The organism is Buttiauxella gaviniae, from assembly GCF_040786275.1.
Classification (GTDB): domain Bacteria; phylum Pseudomonadota; class Gammaproteobacteria; order Enterobacterales; family Enterobacteriaceae; genus Buttiauxella; species Buttiauxella gaviniae_A.
Genome location: NZ_JBFMVT010000002.1, coordinates 2,524,072 through 2,550,222, shown reverse-complemented (window position 1 = coordinate 2,550,222; position 26,151 = coordinate 2,524,072). Strand labels below are relative to the sequence as shown.

Annotated in this window: 37 protein-coding genes; 8 read left to right on the top strand and 29 right to left on the bottom strand. The window is 50.7% G+C overall.

Going from position 1 to position 26,151, the window contains the following annotated elements:
• The 16 genes from AB1E22_RS12515 to AB1E22_RS12440 form a co-directional block, all read right to left on the bottom strand.
• Window positions 1–1,473, bottom strand: a complete 1,473-nt coding sequence (locus tag AB1E22_RS12515; protein WP_280596318.1) for a phage tail protein — start codon at window positions 1,471–1,473, stop codon at window positions 1–3.
• A complete protein-coding gene (locus tag AB1E22_RS12510) occupies window positions 1,470–2,075 on the bottom strand; it encodes a phage tail protein I (RefSeq protein ID WP_044704139.1) in 606 nt (201 codons plus the stop codon). Before AB1E22_RS12510 ends, AB1E22_RS12515 begins: the two co-directional genes overlap by 4 nt.
• The gene (locus AB1E22_RS12505; RefSeq protein ID WP_367595588.1) at window positions 2,068–2,976 is read right to left on the bottom strand and encodes a baseplate assembly protein; all 909 of its coding nucleotides are present in this window, start codon (window positions 2,974–2,976) and stop codon (window positions 2,068–2,070) included. The genes AB1E22_RS12510 and AB1E22_RS12505 overlap by 8 nt, the downstream gene beginning before the upstream one ends.
• Window positions 2,963–3,322, bottom strand: a complete 360-nt coding sequence (locus AB1E22_RS12500; protein ID WP_032665788.1) for a GPW/gp25 family protein — start codon at window positions 3,320–3,322, stop codon at window positions 2,963–2,965. Before AB1E22_RS12500 ends, AB1E22_RS12505 begins: the two co-directional genes overlap by 14 nt.
• Complete coding sequence (locus AB1E22_RS12495) at window positions 3,319–3,897, bottom strand: phage baseplate assembly protein V (RefSeq protein ID WP_367595587.1); 579 nt, start codon at window positions 3,895–3,897, stop codon at window positions 3,319–3,321. The genes AB1E22_RS12500 and AB1E22_RS12495 overlap by 4 nt, the downstream gene beginning before the upstream one ends.
• 68 nt (window positions 3,898–3,965) lie before the next feature.
• On the bottom strand, window positions 3,966–4,412 hold the full coding sequence (locus AB1E22_RS12490; protein WP_367595586.1) for a phage virion morphogenesis protein: 447 nt from the start codon (window positions 4,410–4,412) through the stop codon (window positions 3,966–3,968).
• Complete coding sequence (locus AB1E22_RS12485; protein WP_014884898.1) at window positions 4,405–4,836, bottom strand: phage tail protein; 432 nt, start codon at window positions 4,834–4,836, stop codon at window positions 4,405–4,407. The genes AB1E22_RS12490 and AB1E22_RS12485 overlap by 8 nt, the downstream gene beginning before the upstream one ends.
• Entirely contained in the window at window positions 4,799–5,047 is a 249-nt protein-coding gene (gene lysC, locus AB1E22_RS12480) for an Rz1-like lysis system protein LysC (RefSeq protein ID WP_223195361.1), read from the bottom strand. Before lysC ends, AB1E22_RS12485 begins: the two co-directional genes overlap by 38 nt.
• The gene (lysB, locus tag AB1E22_RS12475) at window positions 4,932–5,360 is read right to left on the bottom strand and encodes an Rz-like lysis system protein LysB (protein ID WP_023306996.1); all 429 of its coding nucleotides are present in this window, start codon (window positions 5,358–5,360) and stop codon (window positions 4,932–4,934) included. The genes lysC and lysB overlap by 116 nt, the downstream gene beginning before the upstream one ends.
• On the bottom strand, window positions 5,357–5,872 hold the full coding sequence (locus tag AB1E22_RS12470) for a lysozyme (protein ID WP_023306997.1): 516 nt from the start codon (window positions 5,870–5,872) through the stop codon (window positions 5,357–5,359). The genes lysB and AB1E22_RS12470 overlap by 4 nt, the downstream gene beginning before the upstream one ends.
• Window positions 5,853–6,068: a hypothetical protein gene (locus AB1E22_RS12465; RefSeq protein ID WP_014884902.1), complete on the bottom strand. Its 216-nt coding sequence runs from the start codon at window positions 6,066–6,068 to the stop codon at window positions 5,853–5,855. Before AB1E22_RS12465 ends, AB1E22_RS12470 begins: the two co-directional genes overlap by 20 nt.
• Window positions 6,069–6,071: 3 nt before the next feature.
• The gene (locus AB1E22_RS12460; protein WP_012440325.1) at window positions 6,072–6,275 is read right to left on the bottom strand and encodes a tail protein X; all 204 of its coding nucleotides are present in this window, start codon (window positions 6,273–6,275) and stop codon (window positions 6,072–6,074) included.
• On the bottom strand, window positions 6,275–6,742 hold the full coding sequence (locus AB1E22_RS12455; protein ID WP_367595585.1) for a head completion/stabilization protein: 468 nt from the start codon (window positions 6,740–6,742) through the stop codon (window positions 6,275–6,277). The genes AB1E22_RS12460 and AB1E22_RS12455 overlap by 1 nt, the downstream gene beginning before the upstream one ends.
• Window positions 6,743–6,840: 98 nt before the next feature.
• Window positions 6,841–7,494: a phage terminase small subunit gene (gpM, locus tag AB1E22_RS12450; protein WP_006777754.1), complete on the bottom strand. Its 654-nt coding sequence runs from the start codon at window positions 7,492–7,494 to the stop codon at window positions 6,841–6,843.
• 3 nt (window positions 7,495–7,497) lie between these two features.
• The gene (locus AB1E22_RS12445) at window positions 7,498–8,646 is read right to left on the bottom strand and encodes a phage major capsid protein, P2 family (protein ID WP_045261387.1); all 1,149 of its coding nucleotides are present in this window, start codon (window positions 8,644–8,646) and stop codon (window positions 7,498–7,500) included.
• 15 nt (window positions 8,647–8,661) lie between these two features.
• Entirely contained in the window at window positions 8,662–9,489 is an 828-nt protein-coding gene (locus tag AB1E22_RS12440) for a GPO family capsid scaffolding protein (protein ID WP_367595584.1), read from the bottom strand.
• A 149-nt stretch (window positions 9,490–9,638) separates the two neighbouring features.
• On the opposite strand from AB1E22_RS12440, the gene AB1E22_RS12435 reads away from it, so the two are divergent.
• Complete coding sequence (locus tag AB1E22_RS12435) at window positions 9,639–11,402, top strand: terminase ATPase subunit family protein (RefSeq protein WP_367595583.1); 1,764 nt, start codon at window positions 9,639–9,641, stop codon at window positions 11,400–11,402.
• Entirely contained in the window at window positions 11,402–12,454 is a 1,053-nt protein-coding gene (locus tag AB1E22_RS12430) for a phage portal protein (RefSeq protein ID WP_367595582.1), read from the top strand. Before AB1E22_RS12435 ends, AB1E22_RS12430 begins: the two co-directional genes overlap by 1 nt.
• A gap of 44 nt (window positions 12,455–12,498) precedes the next feature.
• Here the strand turns inward: AB1E22_RS12430 and AB1E22_RS12425 are convergent, their stop codons facing one another.
• From AB1E22_RS12425 to AB1E22_RS12365, 13 genes are all read right to left on the bottom strand, one after another.
• Window positions 12,499–12,837, bottom strand: a complete 339-nt coding sequence (locus tag AB1E22_RS12425) for an STAS-like domain-containing protein (protein WP_063928827.1) — start codon at window positions 12,835–12,837, stop codon at window positions 12,499–12,501.
• The gene (locus AB1E22_RS12420) at window positions 12,837–13,904 is read right to left on the bottom strand and encodes a hypothetical protein (RefSeq protein ID WP_367595581.1); all 1,068 of its coding nucleotides are present in this window, start codon (window positions 13,902–13,904) and stop codon (window positions 12,837–12,839) included. The genes AB1E22_RS12425 and AB1E22_RS12420 overlap by 1 nt, the downstream gene beginning before the upstream one ends.
• Window positions 13,905–14,311: 407 nt before the next feature.
• On the bottom strand, window positions 14,312–14,902 hold the full coding sequence (locus AB1E22_RS12415; RefSeq protein WP_139154173.1) for a hypothetical protein: 591 nt from the start codon (window positions 14,900–14,902) through the stop codon (window positions 14,312–14,314).
• Window positions 14,903–15,201: 299 nt separating this feature from the next.
• Window positions 15,202–15,435: a DinI family protein gene (locus AB1E22_RS12410; RefSeq protein WP_017382383.1), complete on the bottom strand. Its 234-nt coding sequence runs from the start codon at window positions 15,433–15,435 to the stop codon at window positions 15,202–15,204.
• A 9-nt stretch (window positions 15,436–15,444) separates the two neighbouring features.
• The gene (locus tag AB1E22_RS12405; RefSeq protein ID WP_063849403.1) at window positions 15,445–15,633 is read right to left on the bottom strand and encodes a hypothetical protein; all 189 of its coding nucleotides are present in this window, start codon (window positions 15,631–15,633) and stop codon (window positions 15,445–15,447) included.
• A gap of 156 nt (window positions 15,634–15,789) precedes the next feature.
• Window positions 15,790–18,183, bottom strand: coding sequence for a replication endonuclease (locus AB1E22_RS12400; RefSeq protein WP_367595580.1), 2,394 nt, complete (start codon window positions 18,181–18,183; stop codon window positions 15,790–15,792).
• Complete coding sequence (locus AB1E22_RS12395) at window positions 18,180–19,031, bottom strand: DNA adenine methylase (protein ID WP_367595579.1); 852 nt, start codon at window positions 19,029–19,031, stop codon at window positions 18,180–18,182. Before AB1E22_RS12395 ends, AB1E22_RS12400 begins: the two co-directional genes overlap by 4 nt.
• Window positions 19,028–19,255 (bottom strand): TraR/DksA family transcriptional regulator, encoded by a 228-nt coding sequence (locus AB1E22_RS12390; protein ID WP_048987514.1) that lies wholly within the window; start codon window positions 19,253–19,255, stop codon window positions 19,028–19,030. Before AB1E22_RS12390 ends, AB1E22_RS12395 begins: the two co-directional genes overlap by 4 nt.
• Entirely contained in the window at window positions 19,255–19,482 is a 228-nt protein-coding gene (locus tag AB1E22_RS12385; RefSeq protein WP_039025453.1) for a DUF2732 family protein, read from the bottom strand. Before AB1E22_RS12385 ends, AB1E22_RS12390 begins: the two co-directional genes overlap by 1 nt.
• A 67-nt stretch (window positions 19,483–19,549) precedes the next feature.
• The gene (locus AB1E22_RS12380; RefSeq protein WP_126499255.1) at window positions 19,550–19,891 is read right to left on the bottom strand and encodes a DUF5347 domain-containing protein; all 342 of its coding nucleotides are present in this window, start codon (window positions 19,889–19,891) and stop codon (window positions 19,550–19,552) included.
• Window positions 19,855–20,055: a phage filamentation protein Fil family protein gene (locus AB1E22_RS12375; protein ID WP_111975963.1), complete on the bottom strand. Its 201-nt coding sequence runs from the start codon at window positions 20,053–20,055 to the stop codon at window positions 19,855–19,857. Before AB1E22_RS12375 ends, AB1E22_RS12380 begins: the two co-directional genes overlap by 37 nt.
• 7 nt (window positions 20,056–20,062) lie before the next feature.
• A complete protein-coding gene (locus tag AB1E22_RS12370; RefSeq protein WP_111975962.1) occupies window positions 20,063–20,572 on the bottom strand; it encodes a phage regulatory CII family protein in 510 nt (169 codons plus the stop codon).
• Between the two features lie 34 nt (window positions 20,573–20,606).
• Window positions 20,607–20,843, bottom strand: coding sequence for a hypothetical protein (locus tag AB1E22_RS12365; protein WP_062856346.1), 237 nt, complete (start codon window positions 20,841–20,843; stop codon window positions 20,607–20,609).
• A gap of 100 nt (window positions 20,844–20,943) precedes the next feature.
• Here AB1E22_RS12365 and AB1E22_RS12360 point away from each other — a divergent pair, with 100 nt between their 5' ends.
• The 6 genes from AB1E22_RS12360 (at window position 20,944) to AB1E22_RS12335 (ending at window position 26,071) form a co-directional block, all read left to right on the top strand.
• Entirely contained in the window at window positions 20,944–21,558 is a 615-nt protein-coding gene (locus tag AB1E22_RS12360; RefSeq protein ID WP_111975961.1) for a phage repressor protein CI, read from the top strand.
• Between the two features lie 11 nt (window positions 21,559–21,569).
• Window positions 21,570–22,469 carry an NAD-dependent DNA ligase gene (locus AB1E22_RS12355; RefSeq protein WP_162875876.1) on the top strand — a complete coding sequence of 300 codons (900 nt, stop codon included), beginning with the start codon at window positions 21,570–21,572 and terminating at the stop codon, window positions 22,467–22,469.
• 9 nt (window positions 22,470–22,478) lie between these two features.
• The gene (locus AB1E22_RS12350) at window positions 22,479–23,534 is read left to right on the top strand and encodes a phage integrase (protein WP_111975959.1); all 1,056 of its coding nucleotides are present in this window, start codon (window positions 22,479–22,481) and stop codon (window positions 23,532–23,534) included.
• On the top strand, window positions 23,527–24,303 hold the full coding sequence (locus AB1E22_RS12345; protein WP_116329951.1) for a coiled-coil domain-containing protein: 777 nt from the start codon (window positions 23,527–23,529) through the stop codon (window positions 24,301–24,303). The genes AB1E22_RS12350 and AB1E22_RS12345 overlap by 8 nt, the downstream gene beginning before the upstream one ends.
• A 511-nt stretch (window positions 24,304–24,814) precedes the next feature.
• Window positions 24,815–25,216, top strand: a complete 402-nt coding sequence (locus tag AB1E22_RS12340) for an Exc2 family lipoprotein (protein ID WP_367595577.1) — start codon at window positions 24,815–24,817, stop codon at window positions 25,214–25,216.
• A 132-nt stretch (window positions 25,217–25,348) separates the two neighbouring features.
• Window positions 25,349–26,071 carry a DUF2461 domain-containing protein gene (locus AB1E22_RS12335; protein ID WP_367595576.1) on the top strand — a complete coding sequence of 241 codons (723 nt, stop codon included), beginning with the start codon at window positions 25,349–25,351 and terminating at the stop codon, window positions 26,069–26,071.
• Window positions 26,072–26,151: the final 80 nt, after the last annotated feature.

Below are 26,151 nucleotides of genomic sequence, written 5' to 3'. Positions count from 1 at the left end.
TTAAATACCTATTGCGAGGAAATTTGCGAAAGTAGCACCGCTGGATAAATTGTTACCAATCGCTCTATAGGTCCATGCGAATTTCGAGCGACCATCAGCGCCATTTCCATTGGTAGCACACGAGAAATATCCAGAATTCAGACTTGCCATGTCCCCGCCACATCCCACAACTGTGAGCAAACGATTAGGGAAGGACGAAGGTAATGTGAAAACGCCTGTTACAGCCGTTCCTGCTGGGGCGGTATTTGGATTAGTGAACGGTATACTGACAGTTCCTGCAATTATTTTTATCCCCGCAATACTGACCTTTATATAACCTGTAGCGCTCCCTGTTGGAACATTATTTTCGAGAGTAAATTCCGCCATATCAGGAATCTGATTTGCTCCAGCCCCAACATCACGTTTAGCAGCTTCCCCTAAACGAAGGTATTCGATAATCCCATCAACGGTTTTTCCAGACAAAGTTGTTAGCGTGCTATCCAGCGGCTGCTTTCCTGCCAGCGCATTTGTCATGGTGGTTGCAAAGTTAGGATCGTTTCCTAACGCCGCCGCCAGCTCGTTCAGGGTATCAAGCGCCGCAGGTGATGAGCCAACAAGCGCAGCCAGAGCTGATTTTACGAAAGCAGTAGTGGCAATTTGCGTATTGTTGACAGTCTGCGCAGCCGTGGGGGCTGTCGGCGTTCCGGTCAGGGCCGGGCTTGCCAGTGGGGCTTTGAGTGCAAGCGCGTTATTAATGGTGGTGCTGAAATTAGGATCGTTGTTGATAGCCGCAGCAATTTCTTTCAGCGTGTCCAGCGTAGCCGGGGCACCATTTACCAGGGCGATCAGAGCCGCCTGCACAAACGCAGTTGTGGCAAGCTGAGTAGTATTGTTACCTGCAGCTGCAGTCGGGGCTTTTGGGGTGCCGGTAAACGTCGGGCTGGCTTTTGGCGCATACTGCGTATGCGGATCAGCTGCAGCAAGATGCGCCGCCATCAGCTCATCCACATACACCTTCAGTTCCAGCACCTTGTCATCCACATATTTTCGGGTAGCCAGCACTACGGACGGATCAATTTTCAGCGTAATGTTATCGGTGCTGCTGGTAATCAGTACCATGCGCACTGTCTGCGTGCGGCCGCTTCCCTCTGCCAGCTGCGGCTTGTAGCTCTCCGGGCAGTTCCCCACTGCGATCAGCGCGCCCGTTTCATCGAACAGCCCAACTTCACGAATCCACCAACCGCCCTCAGTTTCAGGAATCACCTGCTCAGCAATAATCTGGCTGCTGTTCTGCGGATCGATGTAAAGCATGTTCAGGTCAGCGCGCCGCTTTTCGGAAACCAGCTTCGTCTGTTGTGCGCTGGGAGTTGGAAGCACGCCGCCGCCATCCCCCACCGCCATCTGGGTAATTTTCAGCGGCACACCGAGCGCGGCAGCGCTTGCCAGTTTCGCCGCGCCAATATCCGTCAGCAGGGTATAAAATTTTGCGCTCATGGGTTCACTCTCATTGTGTCGATAACATGGACGGCGCCGCCCTCGTAGGCAGTGCCACCGGAAATGATTGTTTCGTTGATATACGGGTAAATCGTGATTTCTTCGCCGGTGTAAGTGGCAGCTCCCACAAAATATGGCCCGCTCGTCTGCAGATTTATGGACATGCCGATCAGATGCCGACTGCAGGGTTTGGCGTCACCAATCAGGCGCTCCAGCTCCAGATAGGTTTCCTCTGTTATGCCCTGGTCCTGCACCCCGATATCCAGGCGAAACGTGCCCGGCGCCTCGCCGGTCTGCCACCATTCAATGATGCGGATCAGAAAGCCGAACGGCTCCACCACACGCCGCACAGCGCTGGTTGTGCCTTTGTGCTGATGGATATAGAACGCATCCTGCACCACACGGCGCTTCACGCTCTCCGCCCATCCTTCGTCCCAGCGATCAACCGAAAAGGCCCACGCCAGATACGGCAGAAACTTGACCGGGCATGTTGCCGGGTTCCATAAATCCCGCAGCGGCACCTGCAGATCGGAAATTCCGCTGCAGGTCTGAGCAAGTCGGCGCTCCAGCGCCGATGAACCAGGAGGAAGCAGGCTATTCATCCGTTCCCCCGTTGGTTACGCTCCATTCCGTACATGAAGCGGCTTGTGTCTTATCCAGCACCACATCAGCGAGCGGCGAGGCCAGCTCAACACGCTGCACACCTTCAACATGCAGCGCGGCATAAATAGCACTGCGGCGAATATCACGCCCCAGCCTCGTCTGGCTGGCGATATATTTCTGCAGGCTGGCTTTTGCCGCCTCCATCACCGGCTCAGCTTCTGGCCCCGGGTAAAGAAAGATCGTCGCATCCACGCTGTACGGAATAATTTCAGCGCTGCGCACCGTCAGACGGTCAGCAACCGGCCGCACGTTCTCACTGTTAAGCGCCTGTTCAACCACTGCCAGCAGATCCGCCGCTGCCGTTCCGTCGCCCTCACGGCTCAGCACGGTAAGCACCACCTCCGCCGGTGACGGGCTGGTTGCGCTGGCGTCAGCCACTCGCCCGTCAGCGCTTTTAGCGTGAAACTCGTAGGCCGCCGTCGGCCCCGCCACGGACAGCCCCTCAAATGCTGCTGGAACACGCAGGCGCAGCGCCTCATCACTTTCCATTACCGCTGCGACCGGCGGCACCGCGTCGTTATCCGCAGGTGTAACCGTCAGCCGCTTCACGTTGTAGTTGGCTGCCATCTGATCGAGATCGCCGCCAATGGCATAAGCCACCATGACCGCCTGCGCCGCCTCGTTAATGCGCTTGCGCAGAAGGATTTCACGATACGCATTTTCCTGCAGGAGCTTGGTCACGGGTTCAGACTCCAGCTCAAGCGTGCGCCTTACCGCGTCCTGCTCGTCTGCCGGATAAAGGGCCATAAACGCGGCTTTCCGTTCGTTTAGCAGCATTTCAAAATCCGGCACATCCACTATCTGCGGGGCGGGCAGCTGGGAAAGGTCAATGACTGCCATTGTCTGCTCCTGTTGATACCGAAAGAGAAACAGGCGCGCCGTTATCACGCTGCCCGGTAAGCTCAACCACCATCGAACCATCAAAACTGCTGTTTATGGTGATGGAATCCAGGGTAAGCCGTGGCTCCCAGCGACTCAGAGCCACATAGACCGCAGACATAACCTGCAGGCGCAGCGCCGGGTTCTGCGGCTGGTCTATCAGTTCAGACAGAAGCGAGCCGTATTCCCGCCGGGCAATGCGGCTCCCCTGCGGGGTCAGCAGAATATCCCGGACCGACTGGCGCAGGTGGTCAGTGTCGGTAATGGCCCTGCCGTTGCCCTGACTCATGCCGATATACAGCGTCATACCGGACCTCCCGATGTATCACCGCCGGATTTAACGCCGGTATGACCGTGTTTATCGACTACGATCCCGTTAGAACTCATGGCGCCGCCGCCCTGGGTGACGCCACCATTGATCACCACTTCGCTGTTTATGCGCGTGTTGCTTGCTTCCACCACAAATTCCCCCGTTTTCAGGGTTACGTTATCTGCAGCTTCGATCACCATGGATTTGATGCCCCGCACATGCCAGCGGCCGGTCGCGGGTTCATATTCAAACCAGCCACCGTCCGGGTATTCCGTTACGCAGCCGTCCACAGAGTCCGACGGCGGGGCGAACTGGTTGGAATAGATCGCAGGTAAGGCAAAAGCGGTTTCCAGATTGCCGCCCATACTCAGCACCACCACCTGCTCATCCGGCGACGGGCACCACCATGTACGGGCACCACCTGCGCGCAGTGTCAGCCAGTTAATCCAGTTGGTTTCAAGCTCGCCCACTTTCACCCGGCATAGCCAGTTTTCCCGGTCCACTTCAGTTACGGTGCCGGTGCGGATCAGGTTGGTGATAAGGCGCATGATTTCGGTTAGTTGTGCGTTCATAACGAAAGGTTGCCATCAGAGGGAAAAGGGAGGCAGCGTTGGGTTTTGTGCCGTCCGTGACACAAATTTCACTCCGACAGCCAGCGCAACAGCGTGTCACGGGTGATGGTTTCTACCTCATCATTCACGCCCAAAAGACGGCGTGCCGGGTACCGGGCCTCCGGGCCGTTGCGTCTGACTCGATCACGCAGACCATAATGGTGAACACGGGCGATGCGCTGGACTTTCCCATCAAACTGCACGCTGGCAGAGTTCGCAGTGGCTGCGGTTTTCAGGTATTTAGTGGTGCGCAATTTGGCGAACATCTGGCGCTTGATGCGCCCCTTTTTACTTCTGGCCGTCACCCGGCGCGGCTCAAAGGTGGTGCCGTCTGGATTGCGCTGCAGCCTGATATTTTGCTGTTGCGACCGGCGCAGCTCCTGCGCCAGCTGTCGCATCATACGGTTGCGGGCTGCCGGTTCCAGATTCGCCAGCAGGGCCGCCAGCCAGTCATCCACCCTCTGCAGGTCATCCACGTTTCACCGTCCACATTTCTTCGGGTACGTCGGGTTCCGGCACCGCTTCAACGCTCGATACGGTGCCGTCTGTGCTGACAATCACGCGCTCCGTGAGCTGCAGATTGAGGCTGATATCACACAGATCGTTGCTCAGGATATCGACGTCAAAGGTAAAAAGTTTTTCGCGCAGCTCCGGGTTGTTGATAGCGTCCGGTTGATTGGTCATTAACCAGAGCAATACGGGCGCCATCACTAAATTCTGGTTGCCGCTAAAGTCTTCAATCACCACATTCAGGGTGTAGCGATATTCCCATGACATTGAACGGGCGCCGGTTGCGACCAGCGAACCGTTATCAACAAAAAGGTGCAGTTTGTCCGGATTGTCACGGACATACGCCACCGATTTATTCAGGGCGTTGCGTAAGGACTGCGGCTTGTTCACTGTCTCGCTCCTGACACGCTATGATCGTGTCCACTTTGTCGGCACATACTGCCCAGGCGGCCTCAGTCTCATCCAGCACCTGGTTCAAATCCCCATTACTGCGCGGCGCTGACCTGTCCAGGCGGCATTGCGTCACTTTTGGACAACCACTCACGGTAAGCTGCACCTCCGGCGAGGGCCGGGCGCTCCCGCAGCCGGATAATGTCAGCAGGCAAAGGAGTGTCAGCCCAGCGGCGTAAATCCTCGTTTTCACGTTTTAGCTCCTCGATCCGGCGCTGGCGACTCCGCAACAGCGAGGAAGTCTCCTCCGCTGCAGCATAAAGTTGCATCTGCGCCCGGCTGTTGGTTTCGGTAAGAATGGACAGGCTGATGAGCTGGCTGTTTTTCTTCGCCAGCTCCTGCTTGTTCTTTTTAAGCGCCTCAGCCTGCGTCCCGATGGTGTGACCGGCATTGTTAAGCCGCCATGACTGCCAGCCCAGCAATGCCAGCACCAGAGCCAGGATCACCGCCAGCGCGCGCGTCATGCCCCTGCCCCTTTAAGACACCAGGCAAGCTCACGGGCGCGCCTGTTTTCCAGCCCTTTATTCCGTTGACCATTTACATAAATCCAGCGGGGGAGCTGGTTGCACGCCTGCCACCATTGCTGGCGATTGATGTAAGAAACCATTGTTGACCGGCAGATGGCCCCCGTTCCGACATTAAAACCGATACTGATCAGGGCATCGTAAACATGCTGAGGTGGCTTAACCTGCAGGCAGGCTTCAATCCTTTTTTCCGTCAGCAACACGTTATTAATCAGCCCCTGCGCGGCCTGTCGCTCCGTTATGGTTTTGCCCGGTACTACCCCGGACGTATTGCCAATCCCGTCAGTCCATACCCCGGCGCTGCACTGGTATGGCTGGAGGCGACACCCTTCGAAATCAGCAATCAGTTTCAGCCCCTCGACGGAGGTATGAAGCGACTGAAAGCCCGGCAGCGTGGCGGCAATCGCCAGCACCGCGCCGACCAGGCAACGCTTAACGATTGAAGGACTCATATTCCCCCCTGGATATTCTGCCGTCCCGCAGCAGCTGGTAGGCTTTCCAGCGTAAATAACAGGTCACCGCTGCAGTAATAATCCCCAGCGCAAGACCGGTGATGGTCGACACATCTTTAAGAGACAAATCGCCGAGCCATGCCAGAAGCAGGGCAACGCAGTAAGTGATAAAGGCGCTGATTCGTTCAAGCGTCATAGTTCAGTCCCATAACTGGACAGTCTGCGCAGTGGTTGACGCCGTAATGTCCGGCAGCTCCACCTGCAGCCCGTGCGGTAAAAAGGGGCCATATTCAGCCAGCCCCGGATTCGCCTGCAGCACCTGTTCAGTGACTCCCTGCGTGCGCCCGTAATAGCGCCAGCAGAGTGCGTCCACCGTGTCATACTGATGCGCACGCACTTTCATCAAATCAGCTCCACCGTCATATGCGGCATATCGCGCAGGCGGGACTCAGCCCAGCGCACATCGCGCCACAGCTCGCCTAAGGTTGTTTCGATATCTTCAGCTTTCTTGCTTCCGTCGCCGGTTGCGTCAAAATCGCGATAGCGCTCAACCAGGTTTGCTTTTGCCCAGCAAAACACCGCACGGCGATACAGCATGAGCCGCTGGCTTTCGCCGTCGATCACATCTGCAGGGACGTCGGCCAGGCGCGCATACCCCTGCGCCCGTTGTTTCTCGCGGAACTCATAAAGATCGGCGTTAACTTCAGCAATCGCTGTCAGCAACGCCAGACGCAGGCGCGGATCGGTGACACTCCCATCCATGCGCATATCACGGCGGAACTCTGAAACCCTGACATCAGGCCAGAAACTGGTGTTTTTAATAACGTCCTGGGTACTTTCCCCGGCCTGTTCCGGCGAAACGAATTGCATATTTCTGGCACTCCCAAATAGTTGGGCGGTGGACGGGGTTTTGACGCGGCATAAAGCCTGTCGCCACCCCGTGCCGCCCCGCGCGTTGGCACGATTCGTTAAGCCGACATTGCCTGTCGCAATCGGCTTTCAAGCTTGTTGATTTCGGTTTTGACGCCAGAACTGTTATCCAGCTGCAGGGCACGCTTCAGATGGTTAAGTGCCGCCACTGCCTGATCGTTATCCCGCAGCGCGTAGCCCATCGCCTTATGAAGTCGGGCGCGGGACTGATCCGGCATATCCTGACCTTCAACGATATCGAGCACCTGGGTAAGAATGGCGGCACTGAATGATTCACCGGCAGAAAAAGCGCGCATTGCCGCGTCGGCAAACTCTTCCGCAACAGCGGTCCCGCAGGTCCGGTTGAATCGCTGCGGCAGGACCCAGCCGTGTTTAATGGCATGACGGGCAATGTCCAGCGCGCCGGTATAGTCTCCGGCATCAATGCGCCAGATCATGACGTACATCGCCACGTCGTCCTGGCCTGACGCGTCAGCATCCAGTAAACCGGCAATCCATGAGGCATAAGCGGGAAGAAACTCACGTTTGAGCTGAGCCTTGCGCTCATTTGACTGGACGGTTTTAAGGCGCCTGCGGTGTTCTGTCAGCTGTAACAGCATCTGGTTGTAGCCCGTCAGGCTGGCATTACTGCCGCCCTGCCGGGCGGCATCCTGTGCCTGTACATACTGAGTGTGAGCACGGAACGGATTCATTTATCACGCTCCGGCGCCAGCACCGCCAGCTGCCTGCGCATCAAGCGCGCCTTTCACCGCTGCCGTGACGATTTCCTGGATGGTTTCAGTTGTCAGCGCTGGGCTGGCATTGCCATCTGCCTGCACGGGCAACAGTTCGATGTTCTCAACCAGGCAAACGCCGTCGTAATCTTCGACAACATACGCCTCGTTAACGGACTCGAAGTTCTCCACGCGGTCACGCTTAGGATTGTCGATGACCGAACGGCGGCGGGAGCCTGATTGCCAGTAAATAGACAGGTTATCCAGGCGGGTGATCAGCATGGCATTCGCCGGGAAGAACGGCGCACGAACGGCCGGGAGGTTGCCGATACGCTTCTGGCTGACGATGAGATCTGCCGCCAGCGCTTCGCTGTTTGGCTGGTCACGGTTGACGATCGGGAAATATTTATCCGCCAGTAACTGGCGCCCGACGATAACCACAAGCTCCGTATCTTCCTGATACCACGGCGCGATTTTCTCATTCACGGCGCCCATAACCAGTGCGTCCAGATTCAGGAAATCACCGCCTTTACCGACACGGATAGTCTGAGAAATCACCTCGCCTTCGGACACGATCTTATCCATCACCTGAACGGGTTTCTCCTGGCGGATTTTTTCCAGCCAGCCGATATTCACATCCTGCAGCAGTGGATAGGTCGCGCGGTCTGACGTTTTCTCACGCTTCACGCCGTTGAAGCCGATCATGATGCGGTCAAGCGCCTGGCGGGTAATGATGGCGTCACGGATACGCGTCTGGAAGTCCTGGAATTTGGCCCATAAATCCAGCTTCGCATAGGGCAGCGCCGTATCAGAGTTGGTCTGGGTACACTTGTACCCTTCACCGTCGATGTAAGTCGGATCAACGGGTTCACGGTCTTTCTGGGTGGTATCAGTATTTCCGGCAATACTGGAACCAATACCCAGCCCCAGACGCTCGCCGGACTGCTCATCAACCGGGACAATGTTGATTTTCTGCAGGAACGAGGAAGACTCCTGGATTTTCGTTTCCAGCGTCTGCGCTACTGACGGCTCAGCCGTATATTTCGAAGTGATATCGATCACAGATACGCCGTTGAGTTTGGCGAGCTGCGATAGATAGCCGTTGAATTTAAAACGTGTCTCTTTTTTCATTGTGCATTTGCTCCGTCAGCAATCGGTGGTTTGTTCTGCGCCGTTATTGCCGGTCGCATTAGGGCGGCGCTCGCTGCGGCTGTCCTGAGTGGAAAGCTGCTCACGCAGGGTGGAGAGTGCGCTGGTTGTCTCATCAACAACCTTTTGCATATTGCTCAGCTTGTTGCTGAAATCGGATTGATGGGTGCTGACCTGCTCCGCCAGCGTCTGATGCTCACGCGCGATGGTTTCAACAGCCTGATTCACATCAGCAAAGCGGGCGTTATCATCGGCGCCTTTGCGGGACAACAGCTCTTTCACGCGGGTAAACAGGCTGGTTTTTTCCGGCACGTCCTCAAACTCGATCAGCGTTTCAACAGCAGCGGTAAACAGGTTGTCTTTGTCCAGCTTGCGGCGCGCCAGGGGGTTATGTTCTGCGCTGGCGCTGAACTGCAGCATTTCAGTGCCGAGGCTTGCCGGATCGTCAGTAATCGCCAGGCCAACCAGATAAGCGGAGCCGGTATCGGCAAAGCTGGTGTTAACTTCCATTGAGGTGAAAAGCTTCTGCCAGTTGCTGGTCATCGTGACCAGATCGTCAGTCGGGGCAATCCAGCCATACAGCGCCATTTTCCCGGATAATGCCCCTTCGGTGATTTCTTCCGCTTCCAGCTTTTCCACCATGCCAAAACGACGGAAGGGCCCATCAGGAGTAAAGCCCTTGATGTGCTCCATATTGATCAGCGCGGTGTATACCTGCGGGTTATAGCTCGCTGCCATCTGGGTGAGCCATTCACGCTCAATAATGCGCCCGTCAGTAGTGGCCCCTTCGACCCCAATACGAAAACGCTTAGATTTTTTTGCCATCGGTCCGGCTCCGGTTAGTTAGTTCGTAACACGTTCAGAGCCTTATGTTTGCGGTGATGGGCGCGTGTAAACAACGCGTTGGGCTTGTGCGAACTCCCACACAATGCGAAGCCGGGGAAAGTGCTGATTTGAGGCCGTATGTTTGTGCCATGACAACACTGACCCCCGCAGACCTCGATCCCCGTCGTCAGGCAATGCTGATGTACTTTCAGGGATACCGCGTAGCCCGCATTGCTGAAATGCTGGGCGAGAAAGTTGCAACCGTTCACAGCTGGAAAAAACGCGATAAGTGGGGCGAATATGGCCCACTGGATCAGATGCAGCTCACCACCGCCGCACGTTACTGCCAGCTCGTCATGAAGGAGCAGAAGGAAGGAAAGGACTTTAAAGAAATTGACCTGCTGGCGCGTCAGTCAGAACGACAGGCCAGGATCGGCAAATTTAACAATGGCGGGAATGAAGCAGACCTGAATCCGAACGTGGCGAACCGTAATAAAGGCCCGCGCAAGCCGCCGGAAAAAAACCTGTTTACCGACGAGCAGATCGAAAAGCTGGAAGAGATTTTCCGCGCCGGTATGTTCAAGTACCAGCGCCACTGGTGGGACGCTGGCATTAAGCACCGTATTCGCAACCTCTTAAAGTCACGCCAGATCGGTGCAACCTACTATTTCGCCCGGGAAGCGTTGATAGATGCGCTCACCACGGGCCGAAATCAAATCTTTCTGTCAGCGAGTAAGGCGCAGGCGCACGTTTTTAAACAGTACATCATCGACTTCGCAAAAGAGGTGGACGTTGAGCTGAAAGGCGATCCGATGGTGCTGCCTAACGGTGCCTGTCTTTACTTCCTCGGTACAAATGCCCGTACCGCGCAGAGCTATCACGGCAATCTGTATCTTGATGAGTATTTCTGGATACCGAAATTCCAGGAACTGCGCAAGGTGGCCTCCGGTATGGCGCTGCACAAAAAGTGGCGCCAGACCTATTTCTCAACGCCTTCCAGCCTGACGCACAGCGCCTACCCGTTCTGGTCTGGTGCCCTGTTCAATAAAGGGCGCCCGAAAGCCGACAGGGTAGAATTTGACCTTTCTCACAGTAGCCTGGCGCACGGCGTTTTATGTCCTGACGGCCAGTACCGCCAGATAGTCACCATCGAAGATGCAGTAAACGGTGGGTGTAACCTTTTCGACCTGGACCAGCTGCGCCTGGAGTACAGCCCGGACGAATACAACAACCTGCTGATGTGTCAGTTTGTTGACGACCTGGCGTCCGTGTTCCCGCTGGCGTTGCTGCAGTCCTGCATGGTTGACAGCTGGGACGTGTGGGACGATTTCGAACCGCTTTTACTGCGTCCGTTTGCATACCACCCTGTCTGGATCGGCTATGACCCGGCAAAAGGAACGCAGAATGGTGACAGCGCCGGTTGCGTGGTCATTGCGCCTCCCGTCGTCCCCGGCGGTAAATTCCGCATCCTTGAGCGTCACCAGTGGCGCGGAATGGACTTTCGCGCCCAGGCCTCAGCGATTGAGGAAATCACCAGACGCTACAACGTGACCTACATAGGCATTGACTCGACCGGCGTTGGCGATGGCGTTTACAAAACGGTTAAGCAGTTCTTCCCTGCCGCGCGTGAGTTTGTCTACAACCCGACCGTAAAAAATGCCCTGGTGCTTAAAGCCTACGACATCATCAGCGGGCGCCGTCTGGAGTTTGACGCGGGGATGCTGGATATCGCGCAGTCCTTTATGTCCATTCGCCGCTCAACCACCGCCAGCGGCAACCGGCCAACCTACGAAGCAGCCCGCACAGAGGAAGCCAGCCATGCGGATTTAGCCTGGGCAACCATGCACGCACTTTATAACGAACCACTGGCAGGAGCTTCCGCCAGTACCAGCAACATCGTGGAGATTTTTTAATGGCTAACCGCAAAAACCGCAGCAAGGCACCGCGCGGCCAGACCGCCACCGATACGGCCAACATGGTCAGTAATGCACATGCGGAGGCGTTTACGTTTGGCGATCCGATCCCCGTGATGGACCGCCGGGAGTTATTTGATTACCTGGAGTGCGTGCAGGTAGACCGCTGGTACGAACCACCGATCAGCATGGATGGCCTGGCGCGGACTTACCGCGCTGCCGTGCATCACTCCAGCGCTATTCAGGTAAAACGCAATATTCTTACCAGTACCTTCATCCCTCATCGCTGGCTGTCTAAACAAGCCTTTTCCCGGTTCGCCCAGGACTTTCTGGTATTCGGTAATGCCTACCTTGAAAAACGCATGAACCGGTTAGGGCAGATCATGGAGCTGCGCGCCTCGCTTGCCAAATATACCCGTCGTGGCATTGACCAGGACACCTACTGGTTTGCACAGTATGGCTACAACTCGCAGCCCTATCAGTTCGATGAGGGAAGCGTGTTTCATCTGATGGAACCCGACGTTAACCAGGAGCTTTACGGGATGCCGGAATACCTCTCCGCCATTCCCTCCGCCCTGCTGAATGAATCGGCCACGCTGTTTCGCCGTAAGTATTACCTAAACGGTAGCCATGCTGGTTTTATCATGTACATGAGCGACCCCGCCGCCGATCAGAAAGACGTGGACAACATACGCGAAGCGCTGAAAAAATCGAAAGGGCCAGGCAACTTCCGCAACCTGTTTATGTACAGCCCGAACGGCAAGAAAGACGGCATTCAGATCATCCCGCTGTCAGAAGTCGCCGCGAAAGATGAGTTTCTTAACATCAAGAATGTGAGCCGTGATGACATGCTGGCAGCTCATCGCGTGCCGCCGCAACTGATGGGGATTATTCCAACGAATACCGGCGGGTTCGGTGATGTCGAAAAAGCTGCGCGGGTGTTCGTACGTAATGAGCTGATGTCTTTACAGAAGCGGATGATGGAAGTTAACGACTGGCTGGATGATGAAGTGATTAGCTTCGAACCATATATCTTAGATGCTCGGGATTAGAACAAAAAAAGGCGCTCTTAAGAGCGCCTTTTTACATCTTTGCGTTAGCAAACAGCATATGCGCCATCAAATCCAACAGAATGCACCTTCTTTGATGCAACTTCATTACTACGACGTTGGATTACCTTTGCAATACTTTTTAGAATTGAAGGGGATGCGTTTCTAAGCTTTACCTGATTCAGGACTTTGGTAGCACCGAATTTTACAACCAGCACACCAAAAATTTCATCAGAGTAGGATTCGGAAATTGAATAAACACCGCTCAAATCCAAATCTACTGAGTTCCCCTCTTTAATAAAAACTTCAATCTTGTGTCGCTGGGGGATAGCCTGATTGCGCGAAGCCAGGTCACCCTCGGGTAACTTGTATGCGATTTTGTTCATTACTCTCCTCCTAACGCCCGCATGATTTCCATAAGCTGAGGGTCATTTTCTTCGTTATCGTTATCTACTGCCAGTTGATGAATCTTAAAGCGGCATGAAATTGCAACACCCGGCCAATCATTACGTAACTCAGTGTAGCTCACTTCATCACCAATTGCCTCTAAGCATACATTTCCTGTAGCCAGTTGCAATTCCCCATTGTATGTTTTTACCAATTCCATCAAGTGGTACAATCCAAGCCCTTGATGGTTATTGTCTTTTTCTTTTACAGCAACCCCATTACCAAACATACTCCCTCCCATAAAATCCTGAGGAAGTTGTTGTGCCCAATCATCCTGCAAATCGGCATGTTTAGAGGAATGCCCTTCCTGGATACACCATGCGATAGCATCACGATGAGTTTCGATACCCGGAATGCCTGCTCGCCGTAGCTCTCTCAGAAAGCCCAACCCGCAATCAGCTAAAGAAAACTCTAAATAATGCTCTTGTCTTTGCGTGTAAGGAACTGCCGAGCGCTGTGCAAAGGAGAAGCCCGTCGATTTACCATGTGACCAGACGTTATCATGAAGCTCACCTATAACATGGGTCAGGTCCGTAAGCCCCTTTGGATAATCGCGCGGGTCACGGTCAGGGAAAGTTAACTGCCTTACGCAACTGTTAATGCTACTGGTTGCGATATCCACAGCCTCAACATTCGTTAGAGCAGTAACTAAACTGTAATTTTTCCCAACATTAACACGCTCTTGCTGATACTGGTCCTGTCCCCATAACGCTCCCTGCAAATTTATGGCTCTCATGTAGTCAGGGCTAGATAAGGGACAGTTTTCCTCAGCAATCCGATGATGGTTCACATAAGCGGCTAATACGGTAATAAATCCGGGGTGCCAGTGGTTGTTTGGCAAAAGTAACTTGTTCTCATCTTTCTGATGAAATGCAGCTGTGTGAACAATAGCGTCTTTTAATCCTAAACCCATTAGCCGAGCCTTTTTTGTCGATTTTTGCTCATCATATAACTTAGGGGTTTTCAGAGCAAAGCCAACTCTGGAACTAAGGTTAAAACCGCTCATTTCTGATCGCCTCACCCAAAACCGCGCGCTCGTAGCCCCGCCACGCCTGGCCGCTTCTTGTAGCGGTTTTCATGCAGGTGCATGACATAAGCCAAAGCCTGTCAGAACTAGCGGGATTGAGCTAAAACGATCCTCAAACGTTCATGCACACTCATGCAGCATAGACATGCACTTGCCAGGGAGGTTTAAATCTGCATCCGAATGACCGTTTGTAAAATGGAGCAGACGTGCAATGAAAGTTGAAGGTCAGCCGTAAACGAAAGGTAGGAGTTTGTTTAAGTTGAACTCTTACATTCAGAATGTGCTCAAGAATAAACGACTTGTTTTGCCCAAATTCTTATATGAGAAGTGAAGAATATGTTGTGACAAAACGTGAAAAGGAGCCAAGGGCTCCTTTTTATCTCAGACTAAGATTTGTTAAACAGTGATTTACCACTATTTGGCAAAAAAGGAGGCGACACTGGTTTATTGCTATCCAACAAATTAACAGGAATATAATCACTCTGGCCAAGAGGCCATAAATTAGCAATATTGGCTAAGTACAAATTAACTTTCTCATTCCTATCATTGATAATTCCTGTTAATGCAGGATCGTCATCAAATCCGTACTCAAAACTCCACACATCGTCAGCATATCCAGCTTGGCAGATGCGATACCACTCTTTAAACATAGGTTCAAGAATGGTTTTACCTAAGCTTTTCAAGTTGCTATCGAAGACTACAAAAAGCGAACCTTTGCGTTCACCTACAAATTTAACGGCAGGCATAAGGTTAGACATGTAAGCAACTTCAAGGACATTTAAAACCCTTTCATCATGGTCTTCATCCCATAAAATGGCGAATGTATGGATTTTTGGGCTGGGATGATTTGTATAAAGAGAAGACTTCCACTGGACAGCACTCAAAATAGAGTAGTGCGTCCCACGACCAAGATGTCCAACTGGGGATTGTTCATCATATACAGTTTTAAAAAAAGGGGAATAACTAGGCATAGTCATAATTTTAACCTCAAATTTATGTGTATCACCACAAGAGACAAACCTTTCGAGCCTGCCATGTTTCATTATTTACGTTAACTTATAGGGGTACGGATAGCAATAAAAATTACAATACAATTTTGTCCAACACACCCGTTCTCCTTTGCCTATTCACCGTATACCATTCCTTGCAAAGCCAGAAACACCCATGCCTGATACAAAGCGGGCGATCACTCATCCAAATGACCGCCACATCTCACATCTCGTTGCGCTCGTTGTTCAACCTTACCCCCATAATGAGTTCTTTCGAGGGCAATGTTTCAGTGTAACCAACTGTCGTCCTCCCAGACCTGCTGCAAAATCTCCATTACCCGCTTTTTATCTTCGTCCAGTTTTAAACCGCTCAGCTCCAGACCGTTAGCGCTTCCCTTACGTATGCGGATTGCCGTTTTTGGATAGAGAGGGCGCAAATTTCGGTAAAGCTCAGATTCAAGGGCTTCCAGTGTTGCCTGGCTTATCTTCTGCTCTTTATCGATCATTATTTCAATGCGCATAGATTCCCCCTAACTGGTAGCGTCCATTGTGCGGCTATATTCATGGTTGCGTATTTTGGCCATCAGCTCGTCAGTCAGCTCAGAAACCCACTGGATAGCCAGCCGCTTTTCTTCGTCGCTGCAATCGCTTGCCGCTACCAGCTTTAAGAAAAAATCAATGCGCTGAAGTTTCAATGACTCCAAAAGATAATCCTGCATTTTCCCTCCTTTTACGACCACTTACACAACATAACTGTATGTATATACACTGTTTATATATACAGTATAGTACCGATTTCTAAATGTAAAACGCTTTTTTGTCCTTCAATAAGAAAGACCTGATATGAGTCAAAAACAGAAAAAATATCCGATGTGTCAGTAATACTGGCGCCATTTGTCATCCTCACGCAGCCGCCCGTTCTGGTAAAATATCCGCAGTCCTCCCCCTGACGGAAGGCTGCCGCCGTGTAAAAGTAAACTCACCTCGTACTCACTGCTATCGAACCCTCTGGACTGCAGCTCATACTCCAGTTGCAGGCGCTGCTGCTCAGAAATATCCTGCCTGTAAGCCTTTTTCCGTTTCGGTTTTACCAGCCTGAGCCGGGCGACCAGCTCACGCCGTTCCTTTTTGCCCATGCCGTGCAGATAGTTCTGCAGCACCTTTTCATCCATGGACGTAATATCCGGTACTTCGCCCCCTGTCTGGTTCAAATTTTCAACAGGGGGACAGTTATTGCCACGAGTCCAAGGGGCGCAAGCGCCCTGGTCGGCTTCCGCCTCCTGAACGTCAACGGCCTTGCGAACCTTTTTCCACTTCACCGCGTGCGTGCAAATCTTGCCCTCTGCAATCGGGGACCAGATACCATAGATACGGATACCGTGATCGCCGTAGGCGCTCGGTTCGTCGTTAAGCTCATAAGCTGTGCGGACAAGGTGATGTTTGCGGGGAACCAGCACACCGCCCTGCTTCATGATGTAGGTGGCAAAGCAGCCCGCATCAGCTGCCGCCAGCACCGCATCCAGACGCGGGTTATCCAGTACTGGTGCGCCCGCTTTGCGTTCACCCTGCACTCTCGCCGCCTGACAAGCCAGCAAGCGCAGCTCTCGGTATGCCTGACGCCCCGGAATACCAAAGAAACGGAACTGCTGGACACGATGCAGTGACGCCCAGGCGCTGACATGCTCGGCGCTGTCACGCAGTGATCTGCCGGTTTCTTTGCTGATTTCTTTAGCCAGCCCCCGCCCGTCAATGTTCTTGCTGATGTATTTGGCAATGTAGCTGGTCGGCGTGCCCTTGCGCGGGTTGATTAGCTCGGACTTGAAGCGCGGCCCCGTATTGGTGCCCAGCTCCTCGCGGTCTTCACGGATGGCAAACTTGCGCAGCATCGCAGTGATGGAACGGCGGTCTTTTTTGCGCATGAAGCACAGAAGATGCCAGTGCACGGTGCCGTCATGGTGCGGCTCTGCCACGCGGACGCCATACCAGCGCAGCCCGGCCTTGTGCATGGCCTTGCGGAAAGCGGCGAATGTATCAACCAGATAGTCACTGCTTTGCCTGACAGTGGCACTGGTCCACTTCGGATTAGGTCTGCCGTTGTTAAGGGTTGCGTGGAAGCGTGACGGGCAGGTGATGGTATAAAACACCGCACAGTCTCCGCGCATTTCCGCGATCAGCTCCAGCCCCTTAACACAGGCCATCATTTCATTACGGCGGTGTGCCGGGTTGCTGTTGCTGGCGTTTACCACGTCTTCCATGTCCAGCGTATCGCCGTCTTCATTGATCAGCTCATGCGAGCGGAAGAACTCCAGCGATTTGCGGCGCTGCTCGCGTTTGTGGATCACGGCTTCATAGCTGACATACGGGGACGCTTTTTTGTTGACCAGGCAGACAGCGCGCAGCTGTTCTTCCCGCCATTCACACCGCATCTGCCACAGCTTGCGATACCACCAGTCCGCGCAAAGCATACGGGCAAGCGAGCCCGGAATAAGCTCGTATGGGACCGGCTTACGGCGGTGCTTTTTACGGCGCAGCTGTTCGAAAGCAGGCGGGATAACATCAAGGCGCATGGCCTCAGCGGCCACCCTTTCCCATGACCGGCGGATCTCTTCCGGCGTAACGTTTTCATCCGTAAACAGCTCACCGCAGGCAGCATCCAGACACATGCTCATGTGTGCCGCCACCAGGGTAGATAACCGCTTGACCTGCTCCTGGTTCATTTCCGGCAGGACCAGCAGGCCCTCCAGCCCGTCGTGGCTTGCCATAAAACGGAACGAGGCAGAAACCTGGCTGGTACGCACGCGCTCCAGGCGTTCAAGGCACGGCCTGATGGTTTCACGCAGATAGCGGGAATATGCCTTCGGCTTGCCCAGGCCCTCGAAATATTTAATCCGTTCAAGCAGCGGCTTACTGATATGCGCCGGTTGGGCGCTCACGTCAGCAACGATGACCAGATCGGGGTTGAATTTCTGCTGCTCGCGGGCCATTTTGGCGCGGCTTATCAGCTGATCCTGCTCCATTTCTCGCTGAACAGGATCACGGGATTCATTGTAGAAATAGCGTTCCCAGACCTCATTACTCAGGGCCTCGCGGCGCAGCTGCTCCTGCTCGTTATCCGCAACATAGAGAGTAATCAGGTTTGAAAGCGCAGAAACCGGCGCTTCTTCCGCCGGGTCCATGTAGGGGTTAATCGCCTTTGTAGGTACATTCCAGGCAAAAGCAGCGGCGGAATCTTCTGCACCGCCGTGCTTTTCAACTTCGTGATGACTCACGCGCGCACCTCATGCACGACCGAGTAATCAGGGCCGCCGGCTGGATCAAAGCCAGCCCATACTTTCGGTTTGAGTACAGCAATCAGTTCGTCTGCGGTTTTCCCTTCGCCTGCAGCAATACCAATGCTGCGTTTTACGTTAATGCGGTTATGAGTGAAATTGCGATACAGGGAACGAGTCAGGAAAGTGTCGCTGTTCGAAACGATGACCGGATGGCCTTCTGATGCACGGCGCTCAAGAATAGAGGCCAGATGATACTGATCGTCCTCAGTAAAACCGGCAGTGTGATAGCCACTGAAAGTACCGTCATAAGGCGGATCGCAATAAATAACATCCCCAGGCACTAATAATGCCAAAGTTTCGACATAGCTGGCGCAAATGAACGTGGCGCGGGTAGCTTTTTTAGCAAAAGCGCGTATTTCATTTTCAGGAAAATACGGTTTTTTATAATTACCGTAAGGGGCGTTAAACTCACCCTTTTTGTTATAACGGCAAAGACCACGGTAACAGTGGCGATTTAAGAATAAAAACAGCGGCGCGCGCCATTCAGGGTCTTTATCATGATTGAATGAATCCCGGCTATCATAATAACCATCTTCACTATTGAATATTTTAAACAGATGTTTGGCACGCTCAATAAAATCTGATGCGTTTGTTGCTATCTCCCGATATAGATTTATTAAATCAGGGTTAATATCCGCGACAAGATAATGAGGATAGTCTGTTGCCATCATCACAGCGCAGGAACCTGCGAAAGGTTCAACCAGTCGAGGGCCATCTGGGAGGTGCTTTTTGAGTTCGGACATGATGGCGGTTTTGTTTCCCGCCCATTTCAGGATAGTGCTCATACAACGCCTCCGTTGTAGTGCTTGCCTTTAAGCTCTGCGATTTCCTGACAGGTCACACAGCACTGCACGCCCGGAATAGCGCGGCGGCGAGCTGGAGGGATCGGCGCATCGCATTCGATGCAAAGCACACGGGAAACGCCCGGCGCTCTGTTGCGGGCAGTGTGGATGTGGCGCTGGCGTTCTTCTTCAACGCGCTGTTGTACGAGATCCATAGAGTCAGCCATTAGTGGAGCTCCTGAGATTCGTTTTCGTAGCGGGTTGCTTCGCAGCGCAGAAGTTCAGCTGCTTCAACACCGTTTAACCCTTTGTTGGTGATGTGGGTTGCCAGCGCCTCAAGGCGGATTGAAACTGCGAGCGCGCGGCCTTTGCGCTCCTCACGTTTGGCAATATCGATCACAGCCATAAGCGAATCGGTTTCGGCTACAAACATTTTTCGTAATTCTTTCTGCATTGTTCTCTCTCCTGAATTTGGGCAAAAAAATGCCCGGCGGGTTTACGCCATTAATTTCTGTTGTGGGTTAATTCGGCATGGTTAGCCGCTTGGGAAATAAGCTCACCACTGCACGAAAATGATTCATTGCTTTAACCAGTTCCCGTTTTTCGTCAGTAGTCAGATCAATAATATTGACGCCGTGACGTTCTGCCGGAATTTTTGCCATAAAGAATATGGCAGCCAGTGCGCGCTCATTTTGTTTATGGTTTATATCGCGACGGTCACGCATATCTTTAATGAACCTTTCAAGCTCTGGCTCAATATTCAGACCAAACACACTCGCCCTTAATTCAGCTATATGGTTCAGTCCTTCAAGCCGTTGACCCGGGCTTAGTGGAACAGTCGCAGAAGTACCTTCAATAGCCATGGTTTCACCTGTTTGGTAGTGGTCAGCCCTGCCAGTAGTTCTTCCTGAGAGCGGGACGGGTGCCAGCGCTTGCCATCTTTCCCGATAATCCAGCCATGGCTGTAGTGCATTGCCGGGCTTTGCTTTACCAGTAGCGAAGCGAATGAAGGTTCTTTATTCAGCATAAGCACCTCAGATCAGACCAAACGAAGCGCTGAGGCCCGTCACAGTATCAACAGCACTTGCCATTGCCGGGTTGTACTGTAAGCGCGCGTGCAGGGAAACAGCTGTTAGTGCCATCAAACGAGTAACAGAATTGATGCTTTCGATAACCTGGCGGCGTTCCGTTGTTGTCTGGTGTTCGCCAGAAACAGCGCTTGCTGCAACGCGACCGATCTCTGCTGTAGCATTCAAAACGTAATGAGGCATTTTCTCACTGGCTACTTCGTTCAGCGGCACACATGGCAGGCAATGGATTTGAGCCAGGAAACCGTCAACGAGTGTTGAATCCTCTGTAATATCGGTAAGCATCCAAATTTCTGGCGCCGTAAGTTGATGCGGTTGCTCCGGGTTCAATTTGTTGCGCAGCGTCTGGACATTCATGCCTGCGCGGTCTGCCAGCTTCGCCATATTGTGACGCTGTGCGAAAGCGCGGCAGGCTTCATCAAAGTGAGGATGTTTGGAAACGCGATAATCAAACATGTTCTAAATCCTTTCTTATCCCAAAATGGAACTATCAGGCTTGCATTGTGACTTCGCAGCCTTGGGCCGCTTCCATCGTCAATGCGAACATGTTGATTTCGATAAGGCTGTTTACTCCGGCTTTTTTCCTGATGGGCAGGCGGTTCTCCCGGATCATTTGACGGGCATAACTAGGTTTGTAGCCAGTACGCCGACAAAACTCATCCAGTGTGATGAATGGCTCAGATACCACGAGATTGATGCTGGGGCGCATTGAAAAATTACTTTTCATGATGCACTATTCCTCAGTTTGTGTTTAAAACTTCACTATTCGGAACTATTCGCAACCATTCCGAACACCACAAAACCGATGATAGGATCGCATTTCAAATATGTCAAACACAAAAGAGACCCCGCAAGCGATCTCAAAATACAACTTTCCATCACAAAGTGGTGGAAAGGAGGCGATAACCCGCATCCTTAAAGCCTATGGATTCAGTACCAGACAGGCATTGTGCGATCACCTCGGGGTATCTCAGAGCACAATGGCAAACCGCTGGATGCGTGATACTTTTCCTCATGATTGGCTAATTGCATGCCATCTTGATACGGGTGCATCTATGCTTTGGCTTACCACCGGGCAAGGCTCCCCCATGACAAAAGCGGACAGTGATAGCGGATTGCCTTTGCAATTAAAAGAAATCTCAAATGGGATTCTCTCCTCTACTGAGCAAGTTCGTTACGATTCTCGCCTCATCCCTCAAGACGCATCGTCACCATTCATTGTGAAGTTTGAAAATTCCTTCTATCTAGTGGACGAGTTCAGGGGAGAAATCAACGATGGAGTCTGGTTGATTGAAATCGATGGCTTTATGAGTATCAGACAAGTTTATCGTCTTCCTGGCGGACGCTTACGCGTTGAGAACGGCCCCGCATCCTTTGAATGCACACCATCGGATATTAAGACCAACGGCAGAGTGATTAGCAAAATAACGTTTACTGAATAAGGAATATTGGTATGACTCAATTTAGCGCTTTCAACTACACACAAAATAGAGATAAAGCCATTGCTAACTTAATCAACGTGATTGAGGGAATGACCTGTGATGGAAATTTAAGCGAAAAAGAAATGATATTCCTAGATACATGGCTCATGGAATCAGACGTTCTTTCTCAAAACTATTTCGTAAATTGCATTAGAGAAAAGATCAGTGAAATTCTTTCTGATGGTGTGGTTGAAAAGGCTGAACTGGATGAGCTGAAAGACCTGCTCCATGAAATGCAGCGCGGATTGATGGACACTCCTAACATAGACCTTTACTCCGCAGATTCTGACAAGCACTTGTTAGAAGGTCTCTGTAAGGGGCTTGCTTCCGACTATCATTTAAGCGATGAAGAAATCCGCTATTTAAATTGGTTCTTATCGACAAATGCAGCTTTAAAAAGCAACTATCCCGGTAAACATCTTTACGAACTGGTTCAATCAATCCTGAGTGATGGAGTGATAACAGACGAAGAACGCACCAAATTATTACAAGAAATTACTGCTTTCACTGGCTCAAATATTTCTGAGGGTATTGTAGATGGGTATTCCACAACATCGCCTGTTGACCTAATTGATGAGTTTAACTCTACAAATAGTAAAGTCTGTCTCACTGGTAAGTTTCTATGTGGCTCCCGTAGACAATGTGAAAGTGACCTTTTAAAGCTTGGCTGCCAAATTGTTGATCGTGTTACTCAAGATTTGGACTATCTAATTATTGGCGCCCTCAGCTCTAAGGATTGGAAATTTCAAAGCTTCGGAAGGAAGATAGAGCAGGCAATTGATTATCGTGACAATAAAGGAGTTCCGCTCAAGATCCTCAGTGAAGAACACTGGCAAACCTTAATGCGTGATAATAATTCTATATCTCAATAGGCCTGCAGAATGGCAGTAAGCAAATTAAGCAATGGAAAGTGGCAGGCTCAGGTCTTCCCCAACGGTAGAGATGGGCGGCGTATTCGTCGCCAATTCGCCACCAAAGGGGAAGCTATGGCCTTTGAACGCCACATTAAGGATCAAGCACAGGATAAGCCTTGGTTAGGAGAGAAAGCAGATAAGCGACGGGTTACAGACCTTGTTGAAACTTGGTTCAATGCTCATGGAGTTACACTCTCTGATGGCCTCAAGCGTAAGGGGGCGATGGAGTTTGCCTGTTTCGCCATGGGCAACCCTCTTGCAACTGAATTTAACGCCAAGCTTTTTGCAACCTACCGTGAACAACGTTTAAGCGGGAAAATTACACGTTCTGATCGGGTAAAAGCAGTGACACCCCGCACCGTTAATCTTGAGCTGGCGTATTTCCGTGCCATGTTCAACGAACTGAAAAGGCTGGATGACTGGAGTGCGCCCAATCCGCTTGAAAACGTCCGGGAATTTAAAATTGATGAGGCAGAGCTGGCCTGGCTAACAGTCGAAGAAGTCAAGCAACTGCTGGAAGAGTGTGAGAAAAGTAAAGCGGTAGATTTAGTAACCATCGTCAAAATATGCCTTGCAACCGGCGCACGATGGGGCGAGGCGGAGTCACTTACAGGTAAGCAAATCAGCCCCGGCAAAATCACTTATATTAAAACCAAGGGCAAGAAAAACCGCGCTGTTCCAATCAGCGATGAACTTTACGATATTCTCCCAAAAGTAAGAACGTCAAAACCGATTTTTACTAGATGCTATTCTGCATTTCGAGGAGCCATTAAACGTGCGGGGATTGAACTACCTGATGGGCAGCTATCACATGTACTAAGACATACTTTTGCAAGCCATTTTATGATGAAAGGGGGTAATATTCTTGTACTTCAGCGAATTTTAGGGCATACAGATATAAAAGTTACTATGCGCTATTCACATTTAGCTCCAGAACATTTGTTCGAGGCTGTTTCGCTAAACCCATTATCTGATTTAAAAAAATTAGAATCTTTAGATGAGGAGGCTAAAATACATGTCTAAAATTGATACATGGTTCGCAAGAATAGCTAATTTATCACAACTAGGCGTTTTAATATTAGCCGTTTTTGGTTATTTTTACACAGTGTTACCTGTTTATCAAAAGTCTTTGTTAGATGAGGAAATCGCAAAAAAAACTTTGGAAATAGAGAAAAAAGACAAACAGATAGCAGCTATAAATAAAAAACTGGAAGAAAGAGCTAGTGAACTAGAATCATTATCCAGTGAGATTAACAAGGCAAAAGATGATGCTGCGCAAGCCAAAACAAATCTTCGAGCCATGCAAGGAAAGTATTCCAAACAATATTCTGAATTGAGAGTGCATTTACTATCTCAATTCATAAACTTGGCTTATTCCCAATGTTATGAAAAGAGCTGGGAAATACAATCATTAACTAATTGCTTTATTAAAACCTCAGAATCTGCGGAACTAAGAGAACTTAACAACAATGACATTAAAAAATTAAAAAGCAGCATTTCTCTTATAGCCCCTAAACTTATATCCAGCTATAAAGAGCAAAAAAACGAGCTCGATAGTAAGTTAAAATCCTTATCACTTGAGAAGGACTCCATTGAAAAAGAATGCGAAATTAACAAAACGAAAAAGGAATATGAAGACAGATTTGAAAAAATTAACATTGATTATGATTGCATTAGAAAGAAATCAGCAGCAGACAATAAAAAAATAGAGCTAGAAATGAGATTTATTTTTGCTAAGGAAAAACTCATGTCCAAAGCTCTAGAAGACATTGCAAACCGTACTGTAAACTAACAAGGTTCATTTTGTTAATATTAAAAATGAGGAAAATTTCAAAAATGATGGCAGCAAAATGGCAGCAGAGCTATTTAGTATACGACAATATTGTTTACTATTCTTAACCTCAACCCGTTGAAAATAAAGTAAATTATTGTTTTATAAGCGTTAAGATTGGGACTCATAATCGCTTGGTCGCTGGTTCAAGTCCAGCAGGGGCCACCAAATTTTAGCTTTACATTCATACGATTAAGCCACTTCTAACGAAGTGGCTTTTTTGTTTCTGATGCTTAGTGTCGCAACATTTTTTGCAAGTTTAAGTTGATGGGTTCTACGCTATTTTCAAGAATAAAAAAACCAGTGGTTACCCCCAATATTTCGATCTTAAACTAACGCCATTACGCTCCAGCAGGCCTTCTTTTTCTGATTCATATCAAAACCGGTGCCCTATCCCCCCTGATACATTAAACCGCAACTTACAGTTATCTATTTAATTTTATTGAAAAAATGTTTATTTCAAGGGCGGAAAATGAAAAGATTGTTAATTGCTGTAGTGATTCTTGTGCTGGGTGGCTGCGCGGCTAAAACATCCCCAGAGCGTCACTCACTTTATTATGCTCGCCACGATCCAACTATGATGGGTGGGAACTATGCAAGCCGTCCAGACGCAACGGCAAAGACAAACTTGCCGGCTTATCAGCAAATATACACACTGGGGCAAGATGCAAAAGCTAAAGGATTGACCCCTGCGCAAGCGCAATCCGTGGCAGATGATATTTATAAAGTTAACGCTAATGCGACTAACGGCACGGAAACGTTTATGGACCTTAAAGACCATAAAACGCAGATAACACGAGATAAGCGAGCAACCCAACTTTGGGGGCAAACATTGAAAGATACCTTCCTCGATGGCTATAACGGCATTAATTAATCAACAAATACCGCCATTAGTTTAAGATCGAGATATCCACTATGACCGCCGGATTTGGTATCCCTTGAGGAACCAAATTCCGGTTTTGCCCGCTTAATCCTTTCTATAAGCACCAATAAGGGTTCATCGATAATGGCAACTCAAACACCTAAAACCTCCAGCGCTCCGGTTTTGTCACAAGCATCGTTCAGTCCCGCCACTCTGCAATTTCTGAGTAAACTTGCACAAAATAACTCCCGCGAGTGGTTTAAAGAGCATCAGGAAGAATACGAAAATACCGTGAGAACGCCTGCATTACGGTTTATCGAGCAAATGCAGCCCGCGATTCTCGCCATTTCATCAAAACTCACTGCGGTGCCGAAAAAAGTCGGCGGGAGCCTTATGCGTCCGCAACGGGACAGCCGTTTCAGCAAAGATAAAACGCCCTATAAAACTAATGTCGGGATTCAATTCCGTCATTTCCTGGGAAAAGATGTTCATGCACCCGGGCTATATCTGCATATTGCTGAGGAGGGTTGTTTTATTGCCGCAGGAATCTGGCATCCAGAATCAAAAGCCTTAAATGCCATTCGTATATGTATTGATGAAAACCCCAACGCGTATCAAAAGGCGTTACAGGCGCTGCAAAACCACGGGTTTATCATGGATGGCGATAGTTTAATCCGTCCACCGAAAGGCTTTGATAAAACACATCCTTTGTTAACCGAATTGAAGCGCAAAGATTTTATCGCGGTGAAAAATTTCGATTTCAAAGAACTGTGCAAGCCAGGTGCAGTTAGTTTTTGTGCCGAACAGTTTCAGCACTGTTCTCAATTGATGGCCTATCTCTGTTTTGCCCTGGAACTTGATTTCTAAAACATCGCGGAAAAGTTGCCAAAACGTTAAATGCATCACACTTACGATGCTACACTACGCGGCTTTATTAGAAGCAGCGC

Bases quoted from the DNA above. Each gene is read 5' to 3' on its own strand.
- AB1E22_RS12405 (WP_063849403.1), bottom strand. From the start codon at position 15,633: ATGCAGGATTATCTTTTGGAGTCATTGAAACTTCAGCGCATTGATTTT.
- AB1E22_RS12510 (WP_044704139.1), bottom strand. From the start codon at position 2,075: ATGAATAGCCTGCTTCCTCCTGGTTCATCGGCGCTGGAGCGCCGACTT.
- AB1E22_RS12430 (WP_367595582.1), top strand. From the start codon at position 11,402: ATGGCTAACCGCAAAAACCGCAGCAAGGCACCGCGCGGCCAGACCGCC.
- AB1E22_RS12340 (WP_367595577.1), top strand. From the start codon at position 24,815: ATGAAAAGATTGTTAATTGCTGTAGTGATTCTTGTGCTGGGTGGCTGC.
- AB1E22_RS12445 (WP_045261387.1), bottom strand. From the start codon at position 8,646: ATGAAAAAAGAGACACGTTTTAAATTCAACGGCTATCTATCGCAGCTC.
- AB1E22_RS12515 (WP_280596318.1), bottom strand. From the start codon at position 1,473: ATGAGCGCAAAATTTTATACCCTGCTGACGGATATTGGCGCGGCGAAA.
- AB1E22_RS12440 (WP_367595584.1), bottom strand. From the start codon at position 9,489: ATGGCAAAAAAATCTAAGCGTTTTCGTATTGGGGTCGAAGGGGCCACT.
- AB1E22_RS12360 (WP_111975961.1), top strand. From the start codon at position 20,944: ATGTCAAACACAAAAGAGACCCCGCAAGCGATCTCAAAATACAACTTT.
- AB1E22_RS12420 (WP_367595581.1), bottom strand. From the start codon at position 13,904: ATGAGCGGTTTTAACCTTAGTTCCAGAGTTGGCTTTGCTCTGAAAACC.
- AB1E22_RS12435 (WP_367595583.1), top strand. From the start codon at position 9,639: ATGACAACACTGACCCCCGCAGACCTCGATCCCCGTCGTCAGGCAATG.
- AB1E22_RS12470 (WP_023306997.1), bottom strand. From the start codon at position 5,872: ATGAGTCCTTCAATCGTTAAGCGTTGCCTGGTCGGCGCGGTGCTGGCG.
- AB1E22_RS12365 (WP_062856346.1), bottom strand. From the start codon at position 20,843: ATGAAAAGTAATTTTTCAATGCGCCCCAGCATCAATCTCGTGGTATCT.
- AB1E22_RS12425 (WP_063928827.1), bottom strand. From the start codon at position 12,837: ATGAACAAAATCGCATACAAGTTACCCGAGGGTGACCTGGCTTCGCGC.
- AB1E22_RS12500 (WP_032665788.1), bottom strand. From the start codon at position 3,322: ATGACGCTGTATATCGGCATGAGTCAGGGCAACGGCAGGGCCATTACC.
- AB1E22_RS12495 (WP_367595587.1), bottom strand. From the start codon at position 3,897: ATGAACGCACAACTAACCGAAATCATGCGCCTTATCACCAACCTGATC.
- AB1E22_RS12345 (WP_116329951.1), top strand. From the start codon at position 23,527: ATGTCTAAAATTGATACATGGTTCGCAAGAATAGCTAATTTATCACAA.
- AB1E22_RS12410 (WP_017382383.1), bottom strand. From the start codon at position 15,435: ATGCGCATTGAAATAATGATCGATAAAGAGCAGAAGATAAGCCAGGCA.
- AB1E22_RS12375 (WP_111975963.1), bottom strand. From the start codon at position 20,055: ATGCTGAATAAAGAACCTTCATTCGCTTCGCTACTGGTAAAGCAAAGC.
- lysB (WP_023306996.1), bottom strand. From the start codon at position 5,360: ATGACGCGCGCGCTGGCGGTGATCCTGGCTCTGGTGCTGGCATTGCTG.
- AB1E22_RS12350 (WP_111975959.1), top strand. From the start codon at position 22,479: ATGGCAGTAAGCAAATTAAGCAATGGAAAGTGGCAGGCTCAGGTCTTC.
- AB1E22_RS12465 (WP_014884902.1), bottom strand. From the start codon at position 6,068: ATGACGCTTGAACGAATCAGCGCCTTTATCACTTACTGCGTTGCCCTG.
- AB1E22_RS12460 (WP_012440325.1), bottom strand. From the start codon at position 6,275: ATGAAAGTGCGTGCGCATCAGTATGACACGGTGGACGCACTCTGCTGG.
- AB1E22_RS12355 (WP_162875876.1), top strand. From the start codon at position 21,570: ATGACTCAATTTAGCGCTTTCAACTACACACAAAATAGAGATAAAGCC.
- AB1E22_RS12335 (WP_367595576.1), top strand. From the start codon at position 25,349: ATGGCAACTCAAACACCTAAAACCTCCAGCGCTCCGGTTTTGTCACAA.
- AB1E22_RS12455 (WP_367595585.1), bottom strand. From the start codon at position 6,742: ATGCAATTCGTTTCGCCGGAACAGGCCGGGGAAAGTACCCAGGACGTT.
- AB1E22_RS12415 (WP_139154173.1), bottom strand. From the start codon at position 14,902: ATGACTATGCCTAGTTATTCCCCTTTTTTTAAAACTGTATATGATGAA.
- AB1E22_RS12370 (WP_111975962.1), bottom strand. From the start codon at position 20,572: ATGTTTGATTATCGCGTTTCCAAACATCCTCACTTTGATGAAGCCTGC.
- AB1E22_RS12395 (WP_367595579.1), bottom strand. From the start codon at position 19,031: ATGAGCACTATCCTGAAATGGGCGGGAAACAAAACCGCCATCATGTCC.
- AB1E22_RS12390 (WP_048987514.1), bottom strand. From the start codon at position 19,255: ATGGCTGACTCTATGGATCTCGTACAACAGCGCGTTGAAGAAGAACGC.
- gpM (WP_006777754.1), bottom strand. From the start codon at position 7,494: ATGAATCCGTTCCGTGCTCACACTCAGTATGTACAGGCACAGGATGCC.
- AB1E22_RS12380 (WP_126499255.1), bottom strand. From the start codon at position 19,891: ATGGCTATTGAAGGTACTTCTGCGACTGTTCCACTAAGCCCGGGTCAA.
- AB1E22_RS12505 (WP_367595588.1), bottom strand. From the start codon at position 2,976: ATGGCAGTCATTGACCTTTCCCAGCTGCCCGCCCCGCAGATAGTGGAT.
- AB1E22_RS12385 (WP_039025453.1), bottom strand. From the start codon at position 19,482: ATGCAGAAAGAATTACGAAAAATGTTTGTAGCCGAAACCGATTCGCTT.